The organism is Vibrio sp. ZF 223, from assembly GCF_003050585.1.
Classification (GTDB): Bacteria; Pseudomonadota; Gammaproteobacteria; order Enterobacterales; family Vibrionaceae; genus Vibrio; species Vibrio crassostreae.
This window is the reverse complement of record NZ_PIGB01000019.1, coordinates 1-23,382: the sequence shown is the minus strand read 5'-3', so window position 1 is coordinate 23,382 and position 23,382 is coordinate 1. Positions and strand designations below refer to the sequence as shown.

The following is a 23,382-nucleotide window of genomic DNA, read 5'->3' as shown; positions in this document are numbered from 1 at the left end:
ATGCTGTTGCTGAAAACTTTTTTGCTTTACTCAAAACCGAGATGTATCACAACCAAAGCTTTGAAGATGCAGATGCTCTGATAGAGCAAATCAAAGAGTATATCGAGTACTACAATACCAAACGTATAAAAGTGAAACTAAAAGGCCTGACTCCGATAGAATATCGAACTCAGGCCTTGAAAGCCGCTTAACAGAAATGTCCAACTTTACGGGGTCACTTCAGTTTATGTATAAAACGGTGGCTCTTTTATTTTCTTAATAAACCAAAGAAATATTAGGTGAAATAGTAAACTTTTTTCCTCTATTTTTGCGTAGTGATATGGGGTAATTAAATCCTTTCTAGGATTCATTTCAATTCTGATTGGACGAGTGTGTCTATCAAGTTGCTTACTGGGTATAATTGATTTGTTGTTACAATCAATGTGATCTTATGAATCTTAATGCTTTAATGGGGCTTTTCTATCAATGAATGTAGAATTTGATAGTGGGAAAAATAAAATAACTTATCGAGAAAAGGAATTACTGCTCAATAATAACGAGTTTAAATTAGCTATTCTTCTATTGGGGAAGCAAGGAGAAATGGTCGAAAAGTCGACCATATTAGATACAGTTTGGAAGAACAAGGTGGTGACTGAGGGGTCGATAAAGCGAAGTATTTCGCTTTTGAGAAAGGCCTTTTATGATCTAGAAGCGAACGTTGAAATTACGGCATTCCGCGGTGTTGGCTACAGCATAAACACGAAACTGAATGTATTTATCGATAACACACTGATAAGCCTGGACTCTGAAGAGCCAGAACATGAAAAGAAAGAGCCCATATATCAGGAGATTACAAGCAAGATATCCAGTAAGGCCAAACCTATATTAACGTTCTTTATTAGTTTAAATTTTGCTGTTGGTGGTTACTTTTTGTACCAGGATTTTGCTTACTCAGGTTTGTCCCAAATCTCCCCATATATGAAAGATTCTTTTATATCATCTGATTACCATTTACAGGTCTTGGAGAGTCGTACAGGTAATAATATCAACCTGATCACTTTAAGGGATCATACTGCACCGAAGTCATTATTGAATCTTATTAATCAATTGAATACTAATATGACGCTATTTTATCAAGTTGATGGTAAGAAGGTTTACTTCGCATATGCGTTAGAAGAAACTTCGCAAAACTCTTATGCCAATAACTATATAATCTCAGTTCACTCTCAAAATGAAAAAATTAAAAATATCCTTGAAAAATTTTAATAAGTATCACTTTTTCTTTCTGTTAAGTTTAGTTTTTATGCTTTTTTCTTTTATTAGGCATTATACGCATCAGAATCGTCACAACTTAAGCTTTGTCTACAACTATAAACAGTACGTTGAAAGAAAGAACGGGCTCAAACTCAAGACATTAAGCTCGACTAATTTTACTGATGAGCACTTTTCAATCATGTCTTACTCTTTTTCGAATAATGGCGATGGGGTGTTGTTTACTTCTGAAGCGCAAGTGGTTGAGAGACACAAAAATGTTTTCGAGTACTGTCTATATGATTCTGAGGTAGAGGACTTTACTGAACATAAAACCGATCCTCACTTTGAAGAGTTGTTTTTCACGGCATCTGACATCGTAATGAAAACACGAACCCGAGATGTGAGTAGTAGTGCCGTGAATTACTTTAGCCAACACATCGTACTTATCAAAGGGGGAATATTTGAGTTCCCAACGTTGGTATCGCGTTCTCGCAGTTCACAATAAGTCCCAATAACCTGATTAAAGCGAGTAGACCGTTAATTTCAGTAGTCGAAAAGCGTGTAAAACGGTAAGTGTCTATACGTACTGTTTAGCCCAATATACTCTCACTTGATTCGGGGCGCTGGTAATACACCATCAGGTTCTGCTAACGATAATTCACCAATCTAAGCTCATCTTGCACTGCCTTTTTTAATTATACCTTAGTCTAAATTGTCGACAATTAGCTTGATTGTCGACAATTTAATCGTGTATTTTATGTTCATGTTATGGAATTGTTGACAATTAAGGTTCGGCAATCAGAAGTGAGCAGCATGAATATGAATACTGCGATAAAAGATCTCAGCTTAAGTGCAAACACGAAAACTCGTGTTGGCGACAAAGAAAACACCAAGTCGGAAAGCCTGACTGAATACCTAGTCGAGGCGATTGTTAGCGGTGAATTAGCTCCGGGCAGTAAGATCTCGGAACCTGAACTGGCTAAACGCTTTGAAGTAAGCCGAGGTCCATTACGTGAAGCGATAATGCGTGTGGAAGGGCTAGGGCTTATTGAGCGAATTCCTCATGTCGGCGCTCGAGTTATTACTTTTTCGGCAGACAAACTGCTAGAGCTTTACGCCGTGCGAGAGGCATTGGAAGGCATGGCTGCTCGATTAGCGGCGAGACACATCACACAAGAAGAGTTGATCGGGCTTGAAGGCTTATTGTCGACACATTCTAAACATATCGATGAAGTCGAAGGCTCTTCTTATTTTCATCAACATGGGGATTTTGATTTCCATTACCGCATTATCAAAGCGAGTCGTAACAGCAAACTCATTTCGCTGCTGTGTGATGAGCTTTATCACCTATTACGCATGTACCGCTACCAATCGCCTAGAGCACAGTCTCGACCAAAAGAGGCGCTTGATGAACATAAATACATTTTACAAGCGATTCGCAACCGTGATGAAGAGCTAGCAGAAATGCTAATGCGACGACACATCTCGGGAAGCCGATTGCTTATAGAACAACAAATTCAATCCAAAGATCTTGAGTAACTGGTGACTGGTATTTGCCAGCGGTTCTTCGCTGGCGAGAGCTAAACATCAGTAGTCATAAAGATTAGAAATAAACAATTAACAGGGAGCGTCATTATGAAGTTATCAGCAGGAGCTAAGTTCCGACAAGCTGTGCAAGACAACGACCCATTGCAGATCGTCGGTACGGTGAATCCGTATTGCGCGATGATGGCAAAGAACTTAGGGCATCAGGCGATCTATTTGTCGGGTGGAGGTATCGCCAATGCGTCTTATGGTTTGCCTGATTTAGGTATTACGACATTGAACGATGTGTTGGTGGATGTTGAACGTATTACCAACGCGTGTGATCTGCCATTGCTGGTGGATATCGATACGGGATTTGGTGGCGCATTCAATATTGCACGTACGATTCGCGCTATGGAGAAGGCAGGCGCAGCAGCAATCCATATGGAAGACCAAGTGGCCCAGAAACGCTGTGGTCATCGACCAAATAAAGCGATTGTAAGTCAGCAAGAGATGGTCGATAGAGTCAAAGCGGCAACCGATGCTAGAACCGATGACAGCTTTGTGATTATGGCGCGTACGGATGCATTGGCGGTTGAAGGCATTGATAGCGCAATTGAGCGAGCGATAGCTTGTGTTGAAGCGGGCGCAGACATGATCTTCCCTGAGGCGATGAATCAACTCGATCAATACGTGAAGTTCTCGGCAGCGCTGAAATCTGCAACGGGTAAGCACGTGCCTATTCTCGCGAACATCACTGAGTTCGGCCAAACACCACTCTACAACTGTAACGAGTTAGCCCAATCAAGTGTCGACATGGTGCTTTACCCATTGAGTGCGTTCCGTGCGATGAACAAAGCGGCGGAGAATGTTTACAAGCACTTGTTAGTTGAAGGCAATCAAGAAGCTCTGTTGGATTCAATGCAAACCCGAAAAGAGCTTTACGAACACCTGAATTACCACGACTACGAGAATAAGCTTGATCAGTTGTTTTCAAGCGAAGGGTAAACCAGTTTCAATTAATCAAAAATCAACTTAATCCAATAACGTGAAATGGTTAGTCGCCATATCCAGTACCGATGATAAAGATCATCGGACACATAAACAGGCAGCACCAAAGAGTGCAGGCGGCTAACACAGAAAAGGAGTTCACCATGTCTGTATCTTTGAGTGATAAAGCAGCTGTCGATAAGGCTTCAACAGAAAACCAACAACAAAGCGCAAAAACAGCAAGTACACCAGTAGGCGCACCTGCAATCGGTGGTGCTGGTCTACGTGGCCAAAGTGCGGGAACCACTGCGCTATGTACCGTAGGCCAGTCAGGAACGGGTTTAACCTACCGTGGCTATGACATAACCGACCTTGCTAATCATGCTCAGTTCGAAGAAGTGGCGCATCTGCTACTAAGAGGTCACTTACCCACTGAAAAAGAGCTCGATGACTACAAAGCCTTGTTAGTTGGTCTGCGCGGCTTGCCTCAACCTTTGAAAGCGGCACTAGAGCTTATCCCTGCAGACGCTCATCCAATGGATGTGATGAGAACGGGTTGTTCAATGCTAGGTAATCTAGAGCAAGAGACTGATTTTTCTGAGCAACTGCCCGCGACTGAACGAATGCTCGCGCTTTTCCCTGCCATTATTTGTTATTGGTACCGCTTTAGCCATGATGGCGTGCGAATTGATACTGAAGATCAAAGTGAAGCCTGTCTGGGTGGCTACTTCTTGAAAATGCTAACGGATAAAACACCTAGTGAACTTCATAAGAAGGTGATGCACTGCTCGCTAACCCTGTATGCGGAACATGAGTTTAATGCTTCGACTTTTGCCGCTCGTGTTTGTGCATCAACGTTGTCTGATATCCATTCGTGCGTCACCGCAGCGATTGGTACGTTGAGAGGTCCTTTACATGGCGGTGCGAATGAAGCGGCGATGGAAATGATCCAAGATTGGCAAACCGCTGATGAAGCCGAAACCAACATCATGCAGATGCTTGCTAACAAAGACAAAATCATGGGCTTCGGTCATGCCATTTATCGCGAAAGTGATCCTCGAAATGCCTTAATCAAACGTTGGTCAAAAGAGCTAGCTCAAGAGGTGGGAGATGAACAGCTTTATGCCGTTTCAGAACGTGTTGAAGCGGTAATGAAGCGCGAGAAAGGGCTGTTCTGTAATGCTGACTTCTTCCATGCATCGGCCTACCACTTCATGGACATCCCAACCAAATTATTTACTCCGATCTTCGTGATGAGCCGCCTCACAGGTTGGACAGCACACGTGTTCGAACAAAGAGAAAACAATCGCATCATTCGTCCAAGTGCAGACTACACCGGGCCAGAGCACCAAGACTGGCTACCTATCCATTTACGTTAGTCCTCTATATCGAGCCGACTTAAATCTCGAGGTGACTGTTATCTTCATGTGATAAGGCCTCGGGAACCAACGAATAGAATTTAACAGATAATGGTGGATGTATGTCTGATGTAAAACTTGAAAGAAACCAAGAGCTTGATGAAAACAAGTATCGAAAGGTTTTACCGGGAACGGGTTTAGAATATTTCGACGCTTGCGAAGCGGTAGAAGCACTATCCCCGGGCGCTTATAAAACCTTGCCTTATACGTCGCGAGTGTTGGCAGAGCAATTAGTAAGACGCTGTGATCCTGAAACCCTTGAAGACAGCTTAAAGCAGATCATTGAACGCAAGAGCGACTTAGATTTTCCTTGGTATCCTGCGCGAGTGGTGTGTCATGACATTCTAGGTCAAACAGCCCTAGTAGATTTGGCTGGATTAAGAGACGCGATTGCCGACCAAGGCGGAGACCCTGCCAAGGTGAACCCAGTGGTCGAAACTCAACTGATTGTTGATCACTCTTTGGCAGTGGAACATGCCGGGTTTGATAACGAAGCATTTGATAAAAACCGCGCGATTGAAGAGCGCAGAAACGAAGACCGTTTTCATTTTATTGAATGGTGTAAAACCGCGTTTAAAAACGTGAGTGTGATCCCAGCGGGTAACGGGATCATGCACCAGATTAACTTGGAGAAAATGTCTCCAGTTATTCAATCTAAAGAAGGCATCGCGTTTCCTGATACTTGTGTTGGTACCGATAGCCATACACCGCACGTTGATGCCCTGGGCGTTATTGCGATTGGTGTGGGCGGCTTGGAAGCTGAGACTGTGATGCTAGGTCGGCCTTCGATGATGCGATTGCCGGACATCGTCGGCGTGAAGCTAACGGGTCAACGACAAGAAGGGATAACGGCAACGGATATTGTGCTTGCGATTACCGAGTTTCTTCGAAATGAAAAAGTGGTTTCTAGTTATTTAGAGTTCTTTGGTGAAGGTGCTCGTGCACTGACTATTGGCGACCGTGCCACTATATCGAATATGACGCCTGAGTACGGTGCGACTGCGGGGATGTTCTACATCGATGAGCAGACTATTCAATACCTTAAACTCACGGGACGAGAGCCTGAACAAGTTGAACTAGTCGAACGCTATGCCAAGCAAACCGGGCTATGGGCTGACGATCTAGACTCTGCTCAATATGAGCGTGTATTAGAGTTTGATTTATCGAAGGTTGAGCGCAATCTTGCAGGGCCATCCAATCCACATCGTCGTTTGCCAACCAGAGAGCTGGCTGAACAAGGCATTAGCCAAGCATCTTGGAAAGAGCAGTACAGCGATGATCAAATGCCCGATGGTGCCGTGATCATTGCGGCAATTACCTCTTGTACTAACACCAGTAATCCAAGAAACGTGGTAGCCGCAGCATTGGTGGCTAAGAAAGCCAATCAGCTTGGATTAGTTCGTAAACCGTGGGTGAAAACGTCATTTGCTCCAGGATCTAAAGTTGCCAAGCTCTACCTCGAGTCAGCAGGTTTGTTGCCAGAATTGGAACAATTAGGTTTTGGTATCGTCGGTTATGCGTGCACTACCTGTAATGGTATGAGCGGAGCCCTAGATCATGCAATCCAACAAGAGATCATCGACCGTGACCTGTACTCAACCGCTGTGTTATCGGGGAATCGAAACTTTGATGGTCGAATCCACCCCTATGCAAAACAAGCGTTTTTAGCCTCACCGCCATTGGTGGTTGCATACGCTTTGGCTGGCACGATTCGCTTTGATATCGAGAAAGACAGCTTAGGCACCGACAACAATGGTAAGCCAATCTACTTAAGTGATTTATGGCCGAGTGATGCCGAGATCGATGCCGTTGTCGGTGAGCATGTTAAACCTCAGCAATTCCAACAAATCTACGTGAAAATGTTCCAGCCAGACGAGGAACAGGTAACGACTGAACCGCTTTATGACTGGCGACCTCAAAGCAACTATATTCGCAGGCCACCTTATTGGGAAGGGGCTCTTGCGGGAGAACGAAGCCTTTCAGGGATGAGACCTTTAGCGATTCTGGGTGACAATATCACTACGGACCATTTATCTCCTTCAAATGCGATTCTCGCTTCGAGCGCGGCGGGGGAATACCTCACCAAAATGGAAGTTCCGGAAGAGGACTTTAACTCCTACGCGACCCATCGAGGTGATCACTTAACCGCACAACGAGCAACCTTCGCCAACCCTAAACTGTTCAACGAAATGGTGAAGGACGCAGGAGAAGTCGTTCAAGGTTCATTAGCAAGGGTTGAACCCGAAGGTCAAGTTACGCGAATGTGGGAAGCGATAGAAACCTACATGAACCGTAAACAACCTTTGATTGTTGTTGCTGGTGCTGATTATGGACAAGGTTCATCACGTGACTGGGCAGCCAAAGGGGTGCGCTTAGCGGGTGTTGAAGTGATTGTTGCCGAAGGCTTTGAACGAATCCACAGAACCAACTTAGTCGGTATGGGTGTGCTGCCCCTGCAATTCAAAGCGGGAACGGATCGAAATACTTTAGAACTGGACGGCACCGAGCTTTACGACGTGTACGGTGACATTGAAGCCGGTTCTGATTTGGCTCTAGTCATTACTCGTAAAAACGGTGAAAAGCTGGATGTGCCTGTAACCTGCCGACTAGACACGGCAGACGAAGTGAATGTCTATAGCGCTGGTGGCGTATTGCAACGTTTCGCCAAAGACTTTCTCGCACAGTAGGACCTGGTTATGAACATCAAACAGATCAAAGTGCCTGCAACCTACATGCGTGGAGGCACCAGTAAAGGGGTTTTCTTCAATCTAGAGGACTTACCTGACGCTGCGCAAGTTGCCGGAGAGGCTCGAGACGCATTACTTCTGCGAGTGATTGGCAGCCCGGATCCTTATGGCAAACAAACTGATGGTATGGGTGGGGCAACATCCAGTACCAGTAAAACCGTTATTGTTTCGAAAAGCAGTAAAGCCGATCACGATGTTGATTACTTATTCGGTCAAGTAGCAATAGACAAGCCGTTCGTTGATTGGAGCGGTAACTGCGGTAATTTGTCTGCTGCTGTAGGCCCATTTGCTATTCATAGTGGATTGGTCGATTCGAATCGTATTCCAGAAAACGGCGTGGTCGAGGTGCGAGTATGGCAAGTGAACATAGAGAAAACCATTATTGTTCATGTACCTATCGCTGACGGGGAAGTCCAAGAGTTGGGTGACTTTGAGCTCGATGGTGTCACTTTCCCAGCTGCTGAAATCCAAGTTGATTTCCTAGATCCGGCCGATGCGAGTGGCTCTATGTTTCCAACAGGGAATGTTGTCGATTTTTTAGATGTTCCCGAATTGGGCTGCATCAAAGCGACATACATCAATGCAGGAATACCAACCATTTTTGTTGATGCAGAATCGGTGGGTTATCAAGGCACAGAGCTTCAATCGGATATCAACAGCGATTCAAAAGCCTTGGCATTGCTTGAATCCATCCGAGCACATGGCGCAGTTGCAATGGGGCTGATTGATTCTTTAGAACAAGCGGATTCACGCCAACACACACCGAAAGTCGCGTTTGTTGCTAAGCCTCAAGCGTATCAAGCTTCAAGTGGTAAATCGGTATTAGCTGACGATACCGACCTTCTGGTGCGAGCTTTGTCTATGGGGCAACTGCATCACGCCATGATGGGCACAGCTGCAGTCGCCATTGCTTCAGCGGCGAGTGTTCCGGGTACGTTAGTGAACTTGGCAGCCGGTGAGGGTTCCCGTGATTTTGTGACCTTTGGCCATCCATCAGGAACCTTAAAGGTGGGAGCTAAAGCTTTGCAGGCCGAAAACGGTTGGAAAATAGAAAGGGCGATAATGAGTCGTAGTGCCCGAGTGATCATGGAAGGTGCCATCCGTGTGCCTTTTCCTAAGTAAAGCGATTGTCGTGAACGGTTAAATGTTCACGAACACAACGCTGAGAAAAGAGTGCTAACAAGTGCTACAGCGAAAGGCTAGGCACTTGGAGAAATGGATAAATCATGGAGGAGGCACTATGTCTGCTACGAATCGAATGAACAGAAAAACAGACTATATAACCGAGTATCAATGGGCGAGGGAAGATCCAAATTCGTTTTGGGAAACACAATCACAAGCGATAGATTGGTTTGAGTCACCAAAAACGATATTACAAACTGACCATAACGGTATTGAGCGCTGGTTTCCTGATGGGGTGATGAACACGTGCTGGTTGGCTTTAGATTATCATTGCGAAAATGGTCGTGGTGATAAAGTGGCATTGATTTACGACTCTCCAGTTACAGGGACTCAATCATCGTACACTTACAATCAATTGCGTGACCAAGTGGCAAAAGTCGCTGGTATGCTAGCTATGCAAGGCGTTACTAAAGGCGATCGTGTTGTTATCTACATGCCAATGATTCCTGAAGCGGCGATGGCAATGTTGGCCTGTGCAAGACTAGGCGCGGTTCACTCGGTGGTGTTTGGCGGGTTCGCTCCTCATGAGCTCGCCGTTCGTATCGAAGATGCCGAGCCGAAGGTATTGATTACTGCCTCTTGCGGTGTCGAGATAAATAAAGTACTGCCATATAAGCCTATGGTCGACAGAGCGATCATGGACAGTCGTTGGAAGCCTGAGAAAGTCGTCGTATTTCAAAGAGAGCAAGCTTTAGCTGAATTGAGCAATGAACGCGATGTACTTTGGCAGCAAGCGGTTAACGATGCATTGCCGCACAGTTGCGTTCCTGTTTTGGCAACCGATCCTTTGTATATTCTTTACACGTCAGGCACTACGGGTAAGCCAAAAGGTGTGGTGCGTGACAATGGTGGTCATGCGGTCGCGATGAAATACTCGATGAGCACTATCTACGATATGCCGCAAGATGGTGTATTTTGGGCAGCTTCTGATGTCGGCTGGGTCGTGGGACATTCCTATATTGTTTATGCACCATTGATTCATGGTTGTACTACGATTCTGTTTGAAGGCAAGCCAGTACGAACACCCGATCCCGGTGCGTTTTGGCGTGTGTGTGAAGAATACAAAGTCGATGTATTGTTTTCTGCGCCAACCGCATTTAAGGCCATTAAGAAAGAAGATCCCGAAGGCGAGTTACTTACCAAGTATGACTTAACATCGCTCAAGTCGATTTTCATGGCCGGTGAGCGTTTAGACCCGCCAACGTTGGATTGGGTAGAATCTCACACCAATAAACCGGTTATCGACCACTGGTGGCAAACCGAAACGGGTTGGGCTATTTCTGCCAATCCGACAGGGCTGGAATCTTTGCCAGTGAAAGCGGGTTCTTCCACTAAACCTGTTCCGGGTTATCAAGTGGAGATTCTTAATGAACTCGGTGAAGTAGCACAGCCGAATCAGCAAGGTTTTGTTGCACTTAAACGTCCACTACCACCCGGTTGTCTGCCAACGGTTTGGCGTAATCATGATCGATTTGAGTCTGGCTATCTGAGCCAATTCCCGGGCTATTATGTTTCGGGTGATGGTGGCTACCTTGATGAAGATGGTTATCTGTTTATCATGGGGCGTATTGACGATGTGATAAACGTAGCGGGGCATCGTCTTTCTACCGGTGAAATGGAAGAGATCGTTGGTGGTCACCCAGCCATTGCAGAGTGCGCGGTAGTCGGGATTCATGATGACTTAAAAGGGCAGCTACCTCTTGGTTTAGTTGTGCTGAAAGATGGCGTAAAAGTCGATGGCACTGAGTTACAAGCGGAGTTGGTTGGCAAGGTTCGTAATGAGATTGGCGCGGTAGCTTGTTTTAAGCAAGCCTTGGTTGTTGAGAGACTCCCTAAGACACGCTCCGGTAAGATTTTACGCAGAACCATCCGGCAGATCGCCGAAGGTGAGCAGTACGTGGTGCCTTCGACGATTGATGATCCGACTAGCTTAACGGAAATTGCTGAAAAGCTCGGCAAATAGGCTTAGCTGTTTGGGTAATTTGATCGTCGGCTCGTATATTAATACATAAGCCAGCGTGATGGTTTACCTAAACTCTACTTTATTCATCCGTTTATCCATTGCGTTTACTATGACCTCATTATGAACCCCACGTATTGAGGTCTTTTTTATGCGATCTTACTTTTTGTTGATTGCTTTACTGGTTAGTGGCGCTGCTAGTGCCAGTATTTCAAAGGATGAAGCGAGCAGAGCGTTGTTAGAACCCTTGAGTCATCCCAAGGTATTTAAGTGTGTGTCCAAAACTGGCGTCGATCTCTATAAAGCGGTTTTTGATATTGGCGTGGGGTATGAAGCCGACCCGATTAACTCGAAGATGATCGTTAATTCAAGGAAAGGCCGCTACGAATATCAAATTTTGGGGGCGGTAAGGTCTGAAAGAGCCGGTGAAATTGTCGTGTTGACTCGCCATGTGGGAGACGGGGTAAAAGTGGCTGCTATGATCGATGAGGAAAGTGGCAAGGTCCTTGGGATTGGTGATAAACACCACTATCGAGACTGCGGTGTAAGACCGCCACCTAGTGCAGAAAGCATGCAAAACTTTTGGTCCAAAGGCTAAGAGCTACATCTGAAAGACAAGAATTATAGAGAACGAGCGATTGAGGCGACCTTATTGGTCGCCTTTTTTGTTGGTGAGGATAAAACGAGCTCAAAGATATGTATCATTAAGTAGTTATACGATGGCTGGATAATGCATAGCTGAACATGATGTATCGTCTAAACGTGGCTTTATTTATCTCATTAACGGATCTGCTTAAGATGGCTTTACTCCAAACGAAGAACTAAGCGAGACTCCTATGAAATTCACTAAACCTTTTCTTTTAGCGACACTGATTGTGACTCTTTCTGGTTGCGCATCACCAGCAATGGATAACGAAAATGAGAATGCTGCACGTAATCGTGGTGCTGTAGGTGGTGCTTTATTAGGAGCAACAGCAGGCGCTCTAACTGGAGATGCGAGTTTAGCCGTGAAGGGTGCCGCATTAGGCGGTGTGACCGGTGGTGTTGCTGGTTCAATGAAAGATACGGACGATGCAAGAAACGCACAACGAACCCAAGTTACTGCCGATGGCCTAGCGCAAGACAATCGCACAGATGCAGAAAAGCGCGTTGCTGAAGTTGAGGCTGAAATTAAGCTTATTGAACTAGAACAACAGCTTGCTGATCTCAAAGAAGAGAAAGAAGATAACGGTGCATAAAGCGACAGCTGCAGCAAAAACCACAGCTTCGATATTCGTTTAATTCAAAATGATTCACACAGAATGGCCACGCAATGTGGCCGTTTTTGTATCTAAAATACGCACTTCAAACAATGAATTAATTCAATAACTTGTATAGATACTCACGGCAAGTAAACTAGACTCAGTTTAGATATTAATTTGGTTTGAGAAGCGCAATAGTCATGAACGTCACTTTAAGGGCTGCAAAATACACGGATTTGGAACAACTTAACGAGTTAATGTTCGATCTACATCATCACCACCACCTTGCTAGCCCAGAGCACTTTAAAACGGCAGAAGAGATTGAGCAGGAAAAAAGCATTGCACGATACTTAGATGATCCTGAATGCTTGGTTTATGTGGCATTAAAAGGCGATCTCATTGTTGGTTTTATCTCTGGACATTTTTGTGAGCTTATCTCAACGGTGAGTAAACCAGTGCCGATGGGGAGTGTCGATGAGCTGTTTGTCTTACCTGATTATCGAAAAGAATCCATTGCTGAAAAGTTGTTTAACAAAGTTGAAAGTACTTTTGATGATTATGGGGTAGAACAAGTCTTTGTAGAGGTTTGGGACTTTAATTCACCTGCCAAGGACTTCTATCAAAAAATGGGGTTCACACCTCACATTCAATGGATGAGGAAGGCTTTGCACAAAACGTAGACAGCGATTTTGTGCGTGTTTGATTACACTAGAGCAGTCTTTAACTTTTTCTCTCATTTTTAGGTAAACTCGTTGGCTATTCGATATTTATTAGTTTTCATACTGTCTCTTTTGAGTACTACTTCCGCTTGGGCAAACAATACTTTGCCCGATCATATCGCGGGCGCTTTGTGTGTAGTACGTGCTGATAACCAAATCGTGTTGGTTGATGAGTTGATCACAGGTCAATTGTCTCTACCGGGAGGCACTGTGGTTTCAGGTGAGCCGCCAGCCGTCGCGGCGCAACGTGAAACGTGGGAAGAGGCGGGTTTGTCGGTAACGGTTGGTGATGTACTGGGTTACACCGATAGCGCCGTTGTGTTTGATTGTGTCTCTGATTCTGAAGTGATCAGCTATCAAGCTCGAAATGAGCTAGGTGGTTTTGAGTTACCGATTTGGTTCGCACCTCATTACGGAGTAGAAGTCAGCCGAGCGATGTTATTACCGCCAACTGAGTTGCAAGCTAACCAATACCGTTATCCAGAGCAATGGTCAGAGATTAACGAGTTGTTTTTATCTGCTACAGATCAACCGGTGACTTATGTGACTGAGCTGGTGGGCGCGGCGCCGAAAGTTCATCAAGTTGAATTGAGCTGGATTGTTTCACTTCAAAACGCGTTCGATAGAATGCCGAGCGTGTTCGCGAATACTGTGCTTTTGACTGACTTGTTAGCGAAGCCTTGGGTTTTCATCGTGATATTGCCGCTAATTGTGTGGCATTTTGGTCGTAACTTCGCGTTGAAGTTTGGCTTCACTTTGATTTCGGTGACACTGCTAACTTTGATCGCACATCAAGGTTTTGGTTTTCCACGCCCGCATGCCTACTTGCCAACATTGAAGTTGGTAATGAGCAGTGGCTATAGTTTTCCAAGTTTACTGGCTGCTTTATGGGTGAGCTTAACTTTGTTAGTCTTTTGGAAAATAAAGCGTCTCTTAGAAAAACAATCAATATTGATTGTGCTTGCTGGCTTACTTTGGATCATGCTGTTTAAGTCGTATTCAGGCAGTGCGTTCTTTAGTGATGTATTAATGGGGGGCGTCTTAGGTGCCTTAACGACGTGGCACATCGTGAGGTTAGATGCAAAACCAGATGTTGATATTAGTGTTTTATTGAGTTCTAAGGGCGTGTGGTGGGCATTATGCTTATTGTCGATTGTTCTCACGGTGATATGGCCACTGCCTACATTCTCATTCTGGGTGGCTATTTTGATGACGATTGCATGCCTAGTGACGTTAACAGACTCGAAACCTTTGGTCGGTCAGTTCTCATTCAAGATCGTGGTTGGAGTGATGGCGATGCTGTTAGCGGGAAATCTGCTGATTAGCTGGGCAGGAAGTTTTGTCTCTTTCAGTGGTATTGCTTCATTTATTATTGAAACGTTACGTTTCCCAATATTGATTCTGTTTGGTGTGGTGGCATTTCGTCTGCCTTGGGCTAGAAATTAAGTAAAACGACTCATTTAAAAAAGAGAAGGCTGTGCAGTGCACAGCCTTTTTAGTATTAATTTTACAGAATCGAATGATTATGAGTTGAAGATAAACTTTTCAATTGCTACGGCTACGCCATGGTCGTCGTTACTCGCGGTAATGTGATCGGCGATTTTCTTGGTTTCATCCATCGCGTTGTCCATTGCAATACCAAGGCCAGCGTATTCAAGCATATGGTGATCGTTTTCAGCGTCACCCATGCAGATTACTTCTTCCGCTTTAATGCCTAAGTGTTTCGCAATGGCTTCGATACCGACACCCTTGTTTGAGTTTGGGTTTAGGAACTCTAAGAAGAATGGTGCACTTTGCACGATAGTAAACTGAGTCTTGAGCTCTTGTGGCAACTTGCTGATGATTTCAGTTAGCTTGCTGGGTTCAGCGACAATCATGGTCTTGATGATTTCGTGGTCATCTTCTAATTGAGAAAAGTCGAACTCGGTAATATCTAAGCCATTAATACGCGCTTCAATACCCGTGTACTCGTTGTTCTCAGGTGTGATTAAACCATGAACCTTGCTGAAAGCATGAACATAACCACCAAGCTGTTCAGCGAGGGCTGCAATCTCTTTTGCGGCTTTACCATTGCTGATCTCACTGTGAATGACCTCTTTTGTCGATACGTTCTGAACCATAGAGCCGTTGTAGAAGAGCACAAAGTCATCTTCGCCGTTAATTGAAAGCTCATCTAATTTGCTTTGCATGCCTTCCAAAGGGCGACCAGAAGCCAGAACGACCTTCACACCAGCAGCACGAGCTTTGGCGATCGCGTCTTTGTTCTCTTGAGAAATCACTTTTTCACTGTTGAGTAATGTGCCATCCATATCAAGAGCAATCAGTTTGTACATGTTGTTCCTTACTAAAAAATTAAAAGCTAACGAAATCTAATGGGCGAAAGGATAAGGGAACTTGAAACTTCAGGCTAGGGCTTTGATCAACTCATTTATCGGTACTCATTTGTTTGACCAAAAGGGGGAAGTGCTTTAAGGTCTGCGGTTGATTAATTTCATCTGATGATTGAGCTGAGGGAAAGTTGTACAAGATTAATGAAATGTTTGAAACCATTCAGGGTGAGGGCGTGTTTACTGGCGTTCCCGCTGTTTTTGTTCGTCTGCAAATTTGCCCTGTGGGCTGTTCTTGGTGTGATACCAAACAGACCTGGGAAGCGTTGCCAGAAGATGAGACCAGCCTTGGCGATATTATGGTTAAGACAGAAGATTCACCAACTTGGTCAGCAATCGATGCTCAAGGAATCGTGAATGAATATATCAAGCAAGGTTACACTGCGAAGCACATTGTGATTACTGGTGGTGAGCCATGCATTTATGATCTTGTTCCTCTTACTGAAGCATTTGAGCAGCACGGTTGTCGCTGTCAGATTGAGACTAGCGGAACATCAGAAGTAAAAGCCACACCTGACACTTGGGTTACGGTGTCACCGAAGGTGGCGATGAAAGCGAAACTGGAAATCTTAGATAGCGCCTTACAACGTGCTAACGAAATTAAGCATCCAGTAGGTACAAGCAAAGATATCGAACAACTTGACGGTTTATTGGATCGAGCTGCGGTTCCCAGCGACACTGTTATCGCTCTGCAACCAATTAGCCAAAAAGACCGCGCTACTCAACTTTGTATTGATACCTGCATTGAGCGCAATTGGCGCTTATCAATACAAACTCACAAATATTTGAGCATCGCATAGGTTGTATTTTTACTGGGCAAGATAAGTCGCTAGTAGAAGTTTTTCGTAAGGATTTAAGATGAAAAAAGCAGTTGTAGTATTCAGTGGTGGTCAAGACTCAACAACGTGTCTTGTTCAAGCATTAAAAGAGTATGATGAAGTTCATGCGATTACGTTTGATTATGGTCAGCGCCATAGACTCGAAATTGAAGTTGCTGAGTCATTGTCGAAAGAACTTGGTGTTAAAGCGCACAAAGTGATGGATGTGACTCTGTTGAATGAACTTGCTATCAGCTCTCTGACTCGCGACGATATTCCTGTGTCTCATGAGTTGCAAGAGAATGGACTACCAAACTCTTTTGTTCCTGGTCGTAATATTCTATTTCTAACACTAGCGGGTATTTACGCTTACCAAATCGGTGCTGAAACCGTGATTACAGGTGTGTGTGAAACAGATTTTTCTGGTTACCCTGACTGCCGTAATGACTTTGTGAAGGCGATGAACTCTGCACTTGTACAAGGTATGGATAAGCAGCTTGATATCAAAACACCGCTAATGTGGTTAAACAAGGCTGAGACATGGGCGCTAGCAGACCAGTACTCAGCACTTGAGCTTGTTAGAAACAAAACACTGACTTGTTACAACGGCATTGTTGGTGATGGCTGTGGCGATTGCCCGGCATGTGAACTACGTAAAGTTGGCCTTAACGATTACCTAGGTGATCGCGAAAGCATTATGGCTGAGTTGGTTCGCAAACAGGCTGAGAATAAATAATCTCAGGTAAATCAATCGGCTCGTTATAGGCATCAATAATGCAGTTTCGGCCGTTGCTTTTGGCTTGATAGAGCGCTTGGTCAAGCACTGAATACAAGTCATCAAAGTCACTTAATGCGTTTGAGGTTGCTAGATAAGCAAAACTCGCGGTCACATTAAGTGACTTTTTGCTTTCTGATAAGAAGACAGTGCTGGAAATGGCGTAGTGTAACTCTTCAACGCGTTCTCGTACCTCTGCTGGTGTGGTATCGGTTAGCATGATGACAAATTCTTCTCCCCCTAAGCGACCAAACAATTCACCATTTACTAAGTGTTTTCTAATTTTCTCACTAATATGGATCAGTGCTCGATCACCGGTAGGGTGCCCATGCTCATCATTAATCTTCTTAAACTTATCTAGATCGAGCAGCACGAGCACATGCTGTTTTTCCATCCCTTTACAGCGTTTCACTCTTTTGATTCTTCGAATTATCTCAGTTCGGCTATATGCTTTCGTTAAGCCATCAATTGCGGCTTTTGCGCGAACCGTTTTGTTTACCAATACCGTAAAGCTTGCAGCACAAAGCAACAGAATAACAACGATGTTGTACATCCATCTTTGATGTTCCATTTTTTCAATTTGAACGCGGTCGAGTTTCGTCTGATGTGTCAGGAAAGAGTTCTCAAGTTCCTGCTCATACTTGGCATGCGTCAGGCCGAGGGCTTCGAGTGCGAGTCGATTGTCGATGTCTCTAGCTTCCATTTGTATTGATGAGTATCGCTGGTAAAAATAGAAAGCTTGTTGGTAATCGCTGAGTGATTGATTAATATCAGAAAGCTGTAGAAGTGACTGCGCTATGTATTTATGCCTTGCGACTTGTTCCGCTAATCCTAGCGCTTGTTGAGCATAGTTGAGCGCTTCCGTTGGCAATTTTTGTTCTTCAAACATATCGCTGATAGCCAAGTAAGCATTGATACGAATGACATCATTGCTCAGTTCGCTCGAAGCCGATAGAGATTCGACCAAGTAGGTTCTCGCCAAATCATAATCTTTCGTTTGAGTGTACGCTTTTCCTAAGCCAAGACTTGTTAGTGCGATACCGTAGCTATGTGATGACGAGCTCAGTAGTGTTCTTGCTGTCTGAAAGTGGTGAATTGCTAGGTCACTTTGCTCTTGGTTAAGGTTGAGATCCGCAAGGCTGTGATGCACTTGTGCTTTCATTAAATCTGAAGCGTTTTCTCTGAGAGTTAGAGCTTCCTGCAGATACTCAGCCGATTTTTCATATTGCTTTAATTCTTTGAGCAAGTTACCTACATCGTTGTAAACTCCCGAAATATCATGTCCTTGTGGGAAGACATTTATCAGTGATAGGTAGGTATCTAGTGCTGCTTGATAGTCACTTCGAAAATGGTGATTGTTTGCAATGACTCGATAAGTTCCAAACTTTGGCAATACTGGGTCAGCGATGTTATATAAATCTGATTGAAGCGCAGAACAGTAATAGTTAGCTTGATGATATTTAGCTTGCTCGTTAAGTGATCGGCATAGCTGGTACTTTAGCAATGCTTTTCCAGCTAAATCGCTGCGAGATTGCATTTTCGCCAAAAGTGTTAAAAAGCCTTGTTGTGCTTCCTCATATTGGCCTTTGCCGTCTTTCATAAGAGCAGAAATAAACGCTGCTTCTATCGCTTGGTAGTCACTGTCGTTTGAAGCGATTCCGTAGAACGGCTGATCTCGGTGGCTCATGTATTTATAGAGAAGAGACGCAAGGTAAAGCTTATCTCCGTAACTCGTTGACCCGATATAGCGTGTTTGCAACATGTTTAATGCGCGCTCAGGAGAGTGGTTTAAAGTAGAAAGATAAAGCGCGTTCCAATCAGCATTAGGAGTAGGGCTTAAATGGGAAGCATAGATTGATGAGTTTTGGTCACGATCTGACGGTAATACTTGGCTATAAGAACAAAAGCTAATGAATAGCAGAAAGGTAACAAAAAAGGAGTGAATCACAAGAGACTATCAATCAGATAAAGAACGATATTCTATTATTAGTTTGATATTGCTTCAAATTTTGAATTCTATAGCTATAAGGTTATGCGAGGTAGGTCTCTAATTTGTTGATACTAATCAGAGGTATATCGGGCGCACGATTCGCGCGACCGATATCAGAAATTAGATGTATAATTTCGCTAGGTCAGAAGGCTCAAGTTCTTTGCCTTCTAATGTTGCATTCCAGTTAGTACCAACAAGAACGCCGTCTTCAGCAAGAGTTAGTAACCAATCTTCTACAAAGATATCTAGTGGAATTTCTAATACTTCGAAGTCAGCCCACTCTTCAACGTTGTGAGTCTGAGCATCTTCTTTTGAAGACCAGAACGGCATCACTTCGCTGTTTTCGAATTCACTTGAGTCACATGCTAGCCAACCTTCTTCGTTGCGAAGGCCCCATACCAGTTTAGTTTCCTGTGTTTCAGAAACGAAAAGTTCTAGATTTGCTTGAGTATCAGCTGTTAGTTTGCTCATGGATTAATTCTCTATGTTGATAACGTGGCAAGATTAACATTATAGACGGCTTAGGTATATGCTATTCAAGGAATTATCACCATACTGAAACGTTAACTTAAGATAACGTTTCAGTATGGTAAAAGCAGGGGAGAGCTTACTTTTTAATTTTGGTGAAAATGTGCCATTCTTCTTTGATATTACCCTTAAATCCAACAACGGAAGCGACAACTTTTCGATGTAGTGCGTGATTGATTTGGGTATCATCACTGCTGAATTCAGAATCACCATGACCGACAATGTTGACTCTAGATGGCTGAATACCGTTGCTGATCAGCGCACGTCTGACATGCGATGCACGTTCTTTTGAAAGCTTTAGGTTGTGTGCTGCGTTACCTACTTTGCTGGCATAACCTTGCAATTCAATCGATGTACTCTCGTAACGCTTCAAAAACGCAGCCATTTGGCGTATCTGCCCTAAGAAAACCGGGTTGATCTCCGTAGAGTTATTAGCAAAGAGTATGTGGAGCTCTTTCTTTTCTGAAGATTCGAAATATGAACCACAACCGTCGTTATCTATCTCAGCACCCATTTGCGTATCGGGACATAGATCTCTAGCATTGATTACTCCATCATTATCATCATCTTCGAGATCATAAATTTGTGTGATCTCAGGAAGAGCTCGATATTCAAATTCTTCATCGCTTGTTTCAGCTAAAACATTGGCAGAGACAACCATGATACAAAGCGGAAATACAGTCTTTATCAGCTTCATTAGTATTCTACCTTTTCATTCCATTCTTGAGGGGTTTCGACGCGTAGTCCGGTCAACAAGTTTCCTGTTGCGTTCATTACTCGGTATTTCGCGTATTGTTCGTCGTACTTGGCATCCAAATACCCTTTACGAGCTTCGAACAATTCATTCTCAGTGTTAAGCAAGTCGAGAAGGGTACGTTTACCGATGCGGTATTGTTTCTCATATGAGATAACCGTGTCTGATGCCGAGTCTACGTGGTCAGATAGGAACTCTTTTTGCTGAACGGTCAAATCCAGAGCGCTCCATGAAAGACGCAGGCTCTCTTCTACATTGCGGTAAGTGCTCTCACGTAGGTCTTTTGCTTTATTGAGTTGGTAAGCGGCACTTTCAGCACGATCTTGATCTGAGCCTCCGTTATAGAGGTTATATCTCAAACGAACCATTGCTGAGAACTCATCGCTACTACCTTTAGTACCACCGGCATCATCACGCCAGGTTTGAGCCGCTTCAAAAGAGACGGTCGGGTAGTTGGTGCTTTTAGATTGTTTGTACTGAAATTTCGCTGAATCCACATCCGCTTGTGCAATCTTAATAACTGGGTGCTGATTAAACGCTTTCGCTAGTGCGCCATCGACGGTATAAGGAATTGCGCCAGCATCTGCACGAGGGAAGGTTAATCCTAACGGAGATTGGCCTACAAGCCTTTTAAATTGAGTATGGGTATCAAAAAGATTATTTTGCGCAGCAAGTAAGTTCCCGTGTGCCTTCGCAATACGTGCCTCTACTTGTGACATATCTGCGGTTGATCCAATGCCTGATTCAACACGTTTGCGGATATCACTGTATATTTTTTTGTGTGTCGCGAGGTTGTTTTCTGACAGTGACAGCACTTCATAGGCTTTCACTGCATCAAGATAGACCTTTGTGACTTCTAAAGCGATGTCCTGTGCATTTGATAGCAATTGATAGCGCACAGATTCTGCATCAGCCGCGGTACGATCGATATCATTTGATGTATTCGCGCCATCCCATATTAGTTGGGTTAACGTAATTGTCGCTTCTTTCCGAGTCAGATCGGTCGTGCTTGAGTTAGTTGCTAGATCGGTATGCTCGTAACCAATACCTCCATCCAAGTCTATACTTGGACGATAAGCACCGCCAGAAGCATCATTCAGATATCGCTTACTGACATATTCATTATAAGCACTTTTGATTTCAGGATTACTTTCTAAAGTGAACGCAACGGCTTGCTCTAGGGTTTGTGCTGTCGTCGGTAAGCTCATACTTATAGCTAACCCTAATGTTGTCTTTTGAAGCCTATTCAATGTGCATCTCCCTAAAGTTAGCTCGCATCTAAGTCTTGAGTTTGTGCTGTTATATACGAAATTTAGATGAACCGCCAAAAAAATTACGATCGCTAAGCTGGCGTTCGCTAATGGTTGTCAAAATGTTAACCGATCAACGTGCGTTTTATGGTGTTTTTATACGCGTCAATCTTACGTTTTTAAATCTATTATTTTCCGCAAACACAATAACTTATATTGCTGGTGTGAGCACTAAGATTGTTATGCGATGTGATCACCGTCATTAGCTTGTCACTCGAGTTGTTAAATACTAGATTCATAACTAGGAATTATATGACTTTAAGTGTTATATTTTAACTAATATTATAAATATAATGTCACTATTTTGACGTTAATGACAAGAAATGCTTTTTTAGGGGTTTATATGGACATGACAACATTGAATTTGGGTGGTGCATTAGCACTTGGCCAGCGCATTGTTATCTCGGTAGATGGTACGATTAAAGTCTTAGAAGAAGGCCAACCACTACAAGCAGGGGATGTCGTTCTTGAATCTCAGAACGGGTCCAATGAACCTCAGGTATCGGCAAAACGCTTCTCATCAGAAGAAGGCGAAATTGAGCTCGACCAAGATATCGCGAATATCTTTGCAGCATTAGAAGAAGGTCAAGACCCGACCGAGCTAGGTGAGGAGTTCGCAACGGCAGCAGGTCAAAACGGTTCAAGTTTGGCTTCTAGCGGAACTATTGAACGTGATGGTGAAGAAACTATTCCTGGTACAGAGTTCGTTACTACGGGTTTCGAATCATTGGGCTTATCTCGAACTCAAAGTTTAAGCTTACTTGATGCTTATCGTTCACTCATTGAGCCTGCCGCAGCTCAACCTAATACTAACCCACTGTTTGTCGATTCAAATAGTGACGCTATTGGTGACACAGTATCATTTACGACAGATGAAGATACGCCAGTCAGTGGCACTTTGTCGGCTTCAGATGAAGATGGTGATTCTCTGTCATTCAGTAAATCGACAGAACCTTCAAACGGTACTGTCGTTATCGATGAAAATGGCGATTGGACTTATACCCCAAATGAAAATTACAACGGTAATGACAGCTTTACGGTAGAAGTCTCTGACGGCCAAGGCGGCACAGATACAATAACCGTTAATATCGGTGTTACTCCAATTAATGACCTACCTGTCGGTGAAGATGTTTCTGTAACTACAGATGAAGATACCCCAGTAAGCGGAACATTAAACGCGACAGATGCAGACGGCGACTCGCTAACATTCACAAAAGGGACAGAACCGTCAAATGGCTCTGTAGTTGTCGATGAAAATGGTAATTGGACATACACGCCGGACGAAAATTACAACGGCAGCGATAGCTTTACTGTTGTGGTTGATGACGGGCAGGGTGGAACGGATACTATTACTGTTGATGTAGATATCAATACGGTAAATGACGCGCCGGAAATCGACGATGCGACCGTGAATAACGTGTCAGAGAGCATCGCGAACGGCACCGAAGTGTACGACGTACAAGAAGCGAGCACAGGCAACGATACCGACCTGGATGGTGAAGATCTGCAATACACCTTCGTGCACAGCGATGGCGTAACGAAGAGCACGACCAGTGAAGACGGCGCGTTCAGCATCGACCCGGACACCGGTAAGGTCACCGTGCTAGATACCACGAAGGTGGACTACGAAAGCGCGACCTCAATCGTACTGACCGTAGAAACGACAGATGGTGTGAATGCCGATACAGCGGACATCACGCTGAACCTGACCAACGAGAACGACAACGCGCCGGAGTTCACTGGGACCAACGACGACGGTGAATACAGCTTCAGCTACAACGAGAACCTAGACGGCACGACCGTGAT

Annotated in this window: 21 protein-coding genes; 16 read left to right on the top strand and 5 right to left on the bottom strand. The window is 44.2% G+C overall.

Annotated elements, in window-relative coordinates:
- The 13 genes from CWO13_RS22965 to CWO13_RS22905 all read left to right on the top strand — a co-directional run.
- Nucleotides 1–191, top strand: a 191-nt coding sequence (locus CWO13_RS22965) for an IS3 family transposase (RefSeq protein WP_146164388.1), incomplete at its 5' end; no start/stop codon positions are given.
- Nucleotides 192–465: 274 nt separating this feature from the next.
- Nucleotides 466–1,245 (top strand): winged helix-turn-helix domain-containing protein, encoded by a 780-nt coding sequence (locus CWO13_RS22960; RefSeq protein ID WP_017107116.1) that lies wholly within the window; start codon nt 466–468, stop codon nt 1,243–1,245.
- Between the two features lie 187 nt (nt 1,246–1,432).
- Nucleotides 1,433–1,738 (top strand): hypothetical protein, encoded by a 306-nt coding sequence (locus CWO13_RS22955; RefSeq protein WP_241902263.1) that lies wholly within the window; start codon nt 1,433–1,435, stop codon nt 1,736–1,738.
- Between the two features lie 314 nt (nt 1,739–2,052).
- Nucleotides 2,053–2,772 carry a GntR family transcriptional regulator gene (locus CWO13_RS22950; RefSeq protein WP_108083515.1) on the top strand — a complete coding sequence of 240 codons (720 nt, stop codon included), beginning with the start codon at nt 2,053–2,055 and terminating at the stop codon, nt 2,770–2,772.
- Between the two features lie 96 nt (nt 2,773–2,868).
- Nucleotides 2,869–3,765: a methylisocitrate lyase gene (prpB, locus tag CWO13_RS22945; protein WP_017082680.1), complete on the top strand. Its 897-nt coding sequence runs from the start codon at nt 2,869–2,871 to the stop codon at nt 3,763–3,765.
- A 146-nt stretch (nt 3,766–3,911) separates the two neighbouring features.
- Entirely contained in the window at nt 3,912–5,126 is a 1,215-nt protein-coding gene (gene prpC, locus CWO13_RS22940; protein ID WP_108083514.1) for a bifunctional 2-methylcitrate synthase/citrate synthase, read from the top strand.
- Between the two features lie 101 nt (nt 5,127–5,227).
- Nucleotides 5,228–7,852, top strand: a complete 2,625-nt coding sequence (gene acnD / locus CWO13_RS22935) for a Fe/S-dependent 2-methylisocitrate dehydratase AcnD (RefSeq protein ID WP_108083513.1) — start codon at nt 5,228–5,230, stop codon at nt 7,850–7,852.
- A gap of 9 nt (nt 7,853–7,861) precedes the next feature.
- Nucleotides 7,862–9,034, top strand: coding sequence for a 2-methylaconitate cis-trans isomerase PrpF (prpF, locus tag CWO13_RS22930; protein ID WP_108083512.1), 1,173 nt, complete (start codon nt 7,862–7,864; stop codon nt 9,032–9,034).
- Between the two features lie 118 nt (nt 9,035–9,152).
- Entirely contained in the window at nt 9,153–11,057 is a 1,905-nt protein-coding gene (locus CWO13_RS22925) for a propionyl-CoA synthetase (protein WP_108083511.1), read from the top strand.
- A 148-nt stretch (nt 11,058–11,205) separates the two neighbouring features.
- Nucleotides 11,206–11,652, top strand: a complete 447-nt coding sequence (locus tag CWO13_RS22920; RefSeq protein WP_107899513.1) for a hypothetical protein — start codon at nt 11,206–11,208, stop codon at nt 11,650–11,652.
- Nucleotides 11,653–11,890: 238 nt separating this feature from the next.
- On the top strand, nt 11,891–12,292 hold the full coding sequence (locus CWO13_RS22915) for a glycine zipper domain-containing protein (protein ID WP_017062298.1): 402 nt from the start codon (nt 11,891–11,893) through the stop codon (nt 12,290–12,292).
- A 203-nt stretch (nt 12,293–12,495) separates the two neighbouring features.
- Nucleotides 12,496–12,975, top strand: a complete 480-nt coding sequence (locus CWO13_RS22910) for a GNAT family N-acetyltransferase (RefSeq protein ID WP_107899514.1) — start codon at nt 12,496–12,498, stop codon at nt 12,973–12,975.
- A 72-nt stretch (nt 12,976–13,047) separates the two neighbouring features.
- Nucleotides 13,048–14,460 (top strand): bifunctional NUDIX hydrolase/phosphatase PAP2 family protein, encoded by a 1,413-nt coding sequence (locus CWO13_RS22905; RefSeq protein ID WP_107899515.1) that lies wholly within the window; start codon nt 13,048–13,050, stop codon nt 14,458–14,460.
- Between the two features lie 77 nt (nt 14,461–14,537).
- Here CWO13_RS22905 and CWO13_RS22900 read toward each other — a convergent pair whose 3' ends face one another.
- On the bottom strand, nt 14,538–15,347 hold the full coding sequence (locus tag CWO13_RS22900; protein ID WP_107899516.1) for a Cof-type HAD-IIB family hydrolase: 810 nt from the start codon (nt 15,345–15,347) through the stop codon (nt 14,538–14,540).
- A 185-nt stretch (nt 15,348–15,532) separates the two neighbouring features.
- On the opposite strand from CWO13_RS22900, the gene queE reads away from it, so the two are divergent.
- Together queE and queC are read left to right on the top strand one after the other, a co-directional pair.
- Complete coding sequence (queE, locus tag CWO13_RS22895) at nt 15,533–16,201, top strand: 7-carboxy-7-deazaguanine synthase QueE (protein WP_307862871.1); 669 nt, start codon at nt 15,533–15,535, stop codon at nt 16,199–16,201.
- A 58-nt stretch (nt 16,202–16,259) separates the two neighbouring features.
- Nucleotides 16,260–16,955, top strand: coding sequence for a 7-cyano-7-deazaguanine synthase QueC (queC, locus tag CWO13_RS22890; protein ID WP_017063822.1), 696 nt, complete (start codon nt 16,260–16,262; stop codon nt 16,953–16,955).
- Here the strand turns inward: queC and CWO13_RS22885 are convergent.
- The 4 genes from CWO13_RS22885 to CWO13_RS22870 form a co-directional block, all read right to left on the bottom strand.
- The gene (locus CWO13_RS22885) at nt 16,915–18,942 is read right to left on the bottom strand and encodes a diguanylate cyclase (protein ID WP_108083510.1); all 2,028 of its coding nucleotides are present in this window, start codon (nt 18,940–18,942) and stop codon (nt 16,915–16,917) included. The two genes, queC and CWO13_RS22885, sit on opposite strands and share 41 nt — an antisense overlap.
- Before the next feature lie 162 nt (nt 18,943–19,104).
- Entirely contained in the window at nt 19,105–19,455 is a 351-nt protein-coding gene (locus tag CWO13_RS22880) for a DUF2750 domain-containing protein (RefSeq protein WP_017062305.1), read from the bottom strand.
- A gap of 136 nt (nt 19,456–19,591) precedes the next feature.
- A complete protein-coding gene (locus CWO13_RS22875) occupies nt 19,592–20,209 on the bottom strand; it encodes an OmpA family protein (RefSeq protein ID WP_048659436.1) in 618 nt (205 codons plus the stop codon).
- Nucleotides 20,209–21,516: a TolC family outer membrane protein gene (locus CWO13_RS22870; RefSeq protein WP_080967393.1), complete on the bottom strand. Its 1,308-nt coding sequence runs from the start codon at nt 21,514–21,516 to the stop codon at nt 20,209–20,211. The genes CWO13_RS22875 and CWO13_RS22870 overlap by 1 nt, the downstream gene beginning before the upstream one ends.
- A 403-nt stretch (nt 21,517–21,919) precedes the next feature.
- On the opposite strand from CWO13_RS22870, the gene CWO13_RS22865 reads away from it, so the two are divergent.
- Nucleotides 21,920–23,382: Ig-like domain-containing protein (locus tag CWO13_RS22865; RefSeq protein WP_258186401.1), on the top strand; the 1,463-nt coding region annotated here is incomplete at its 3' end.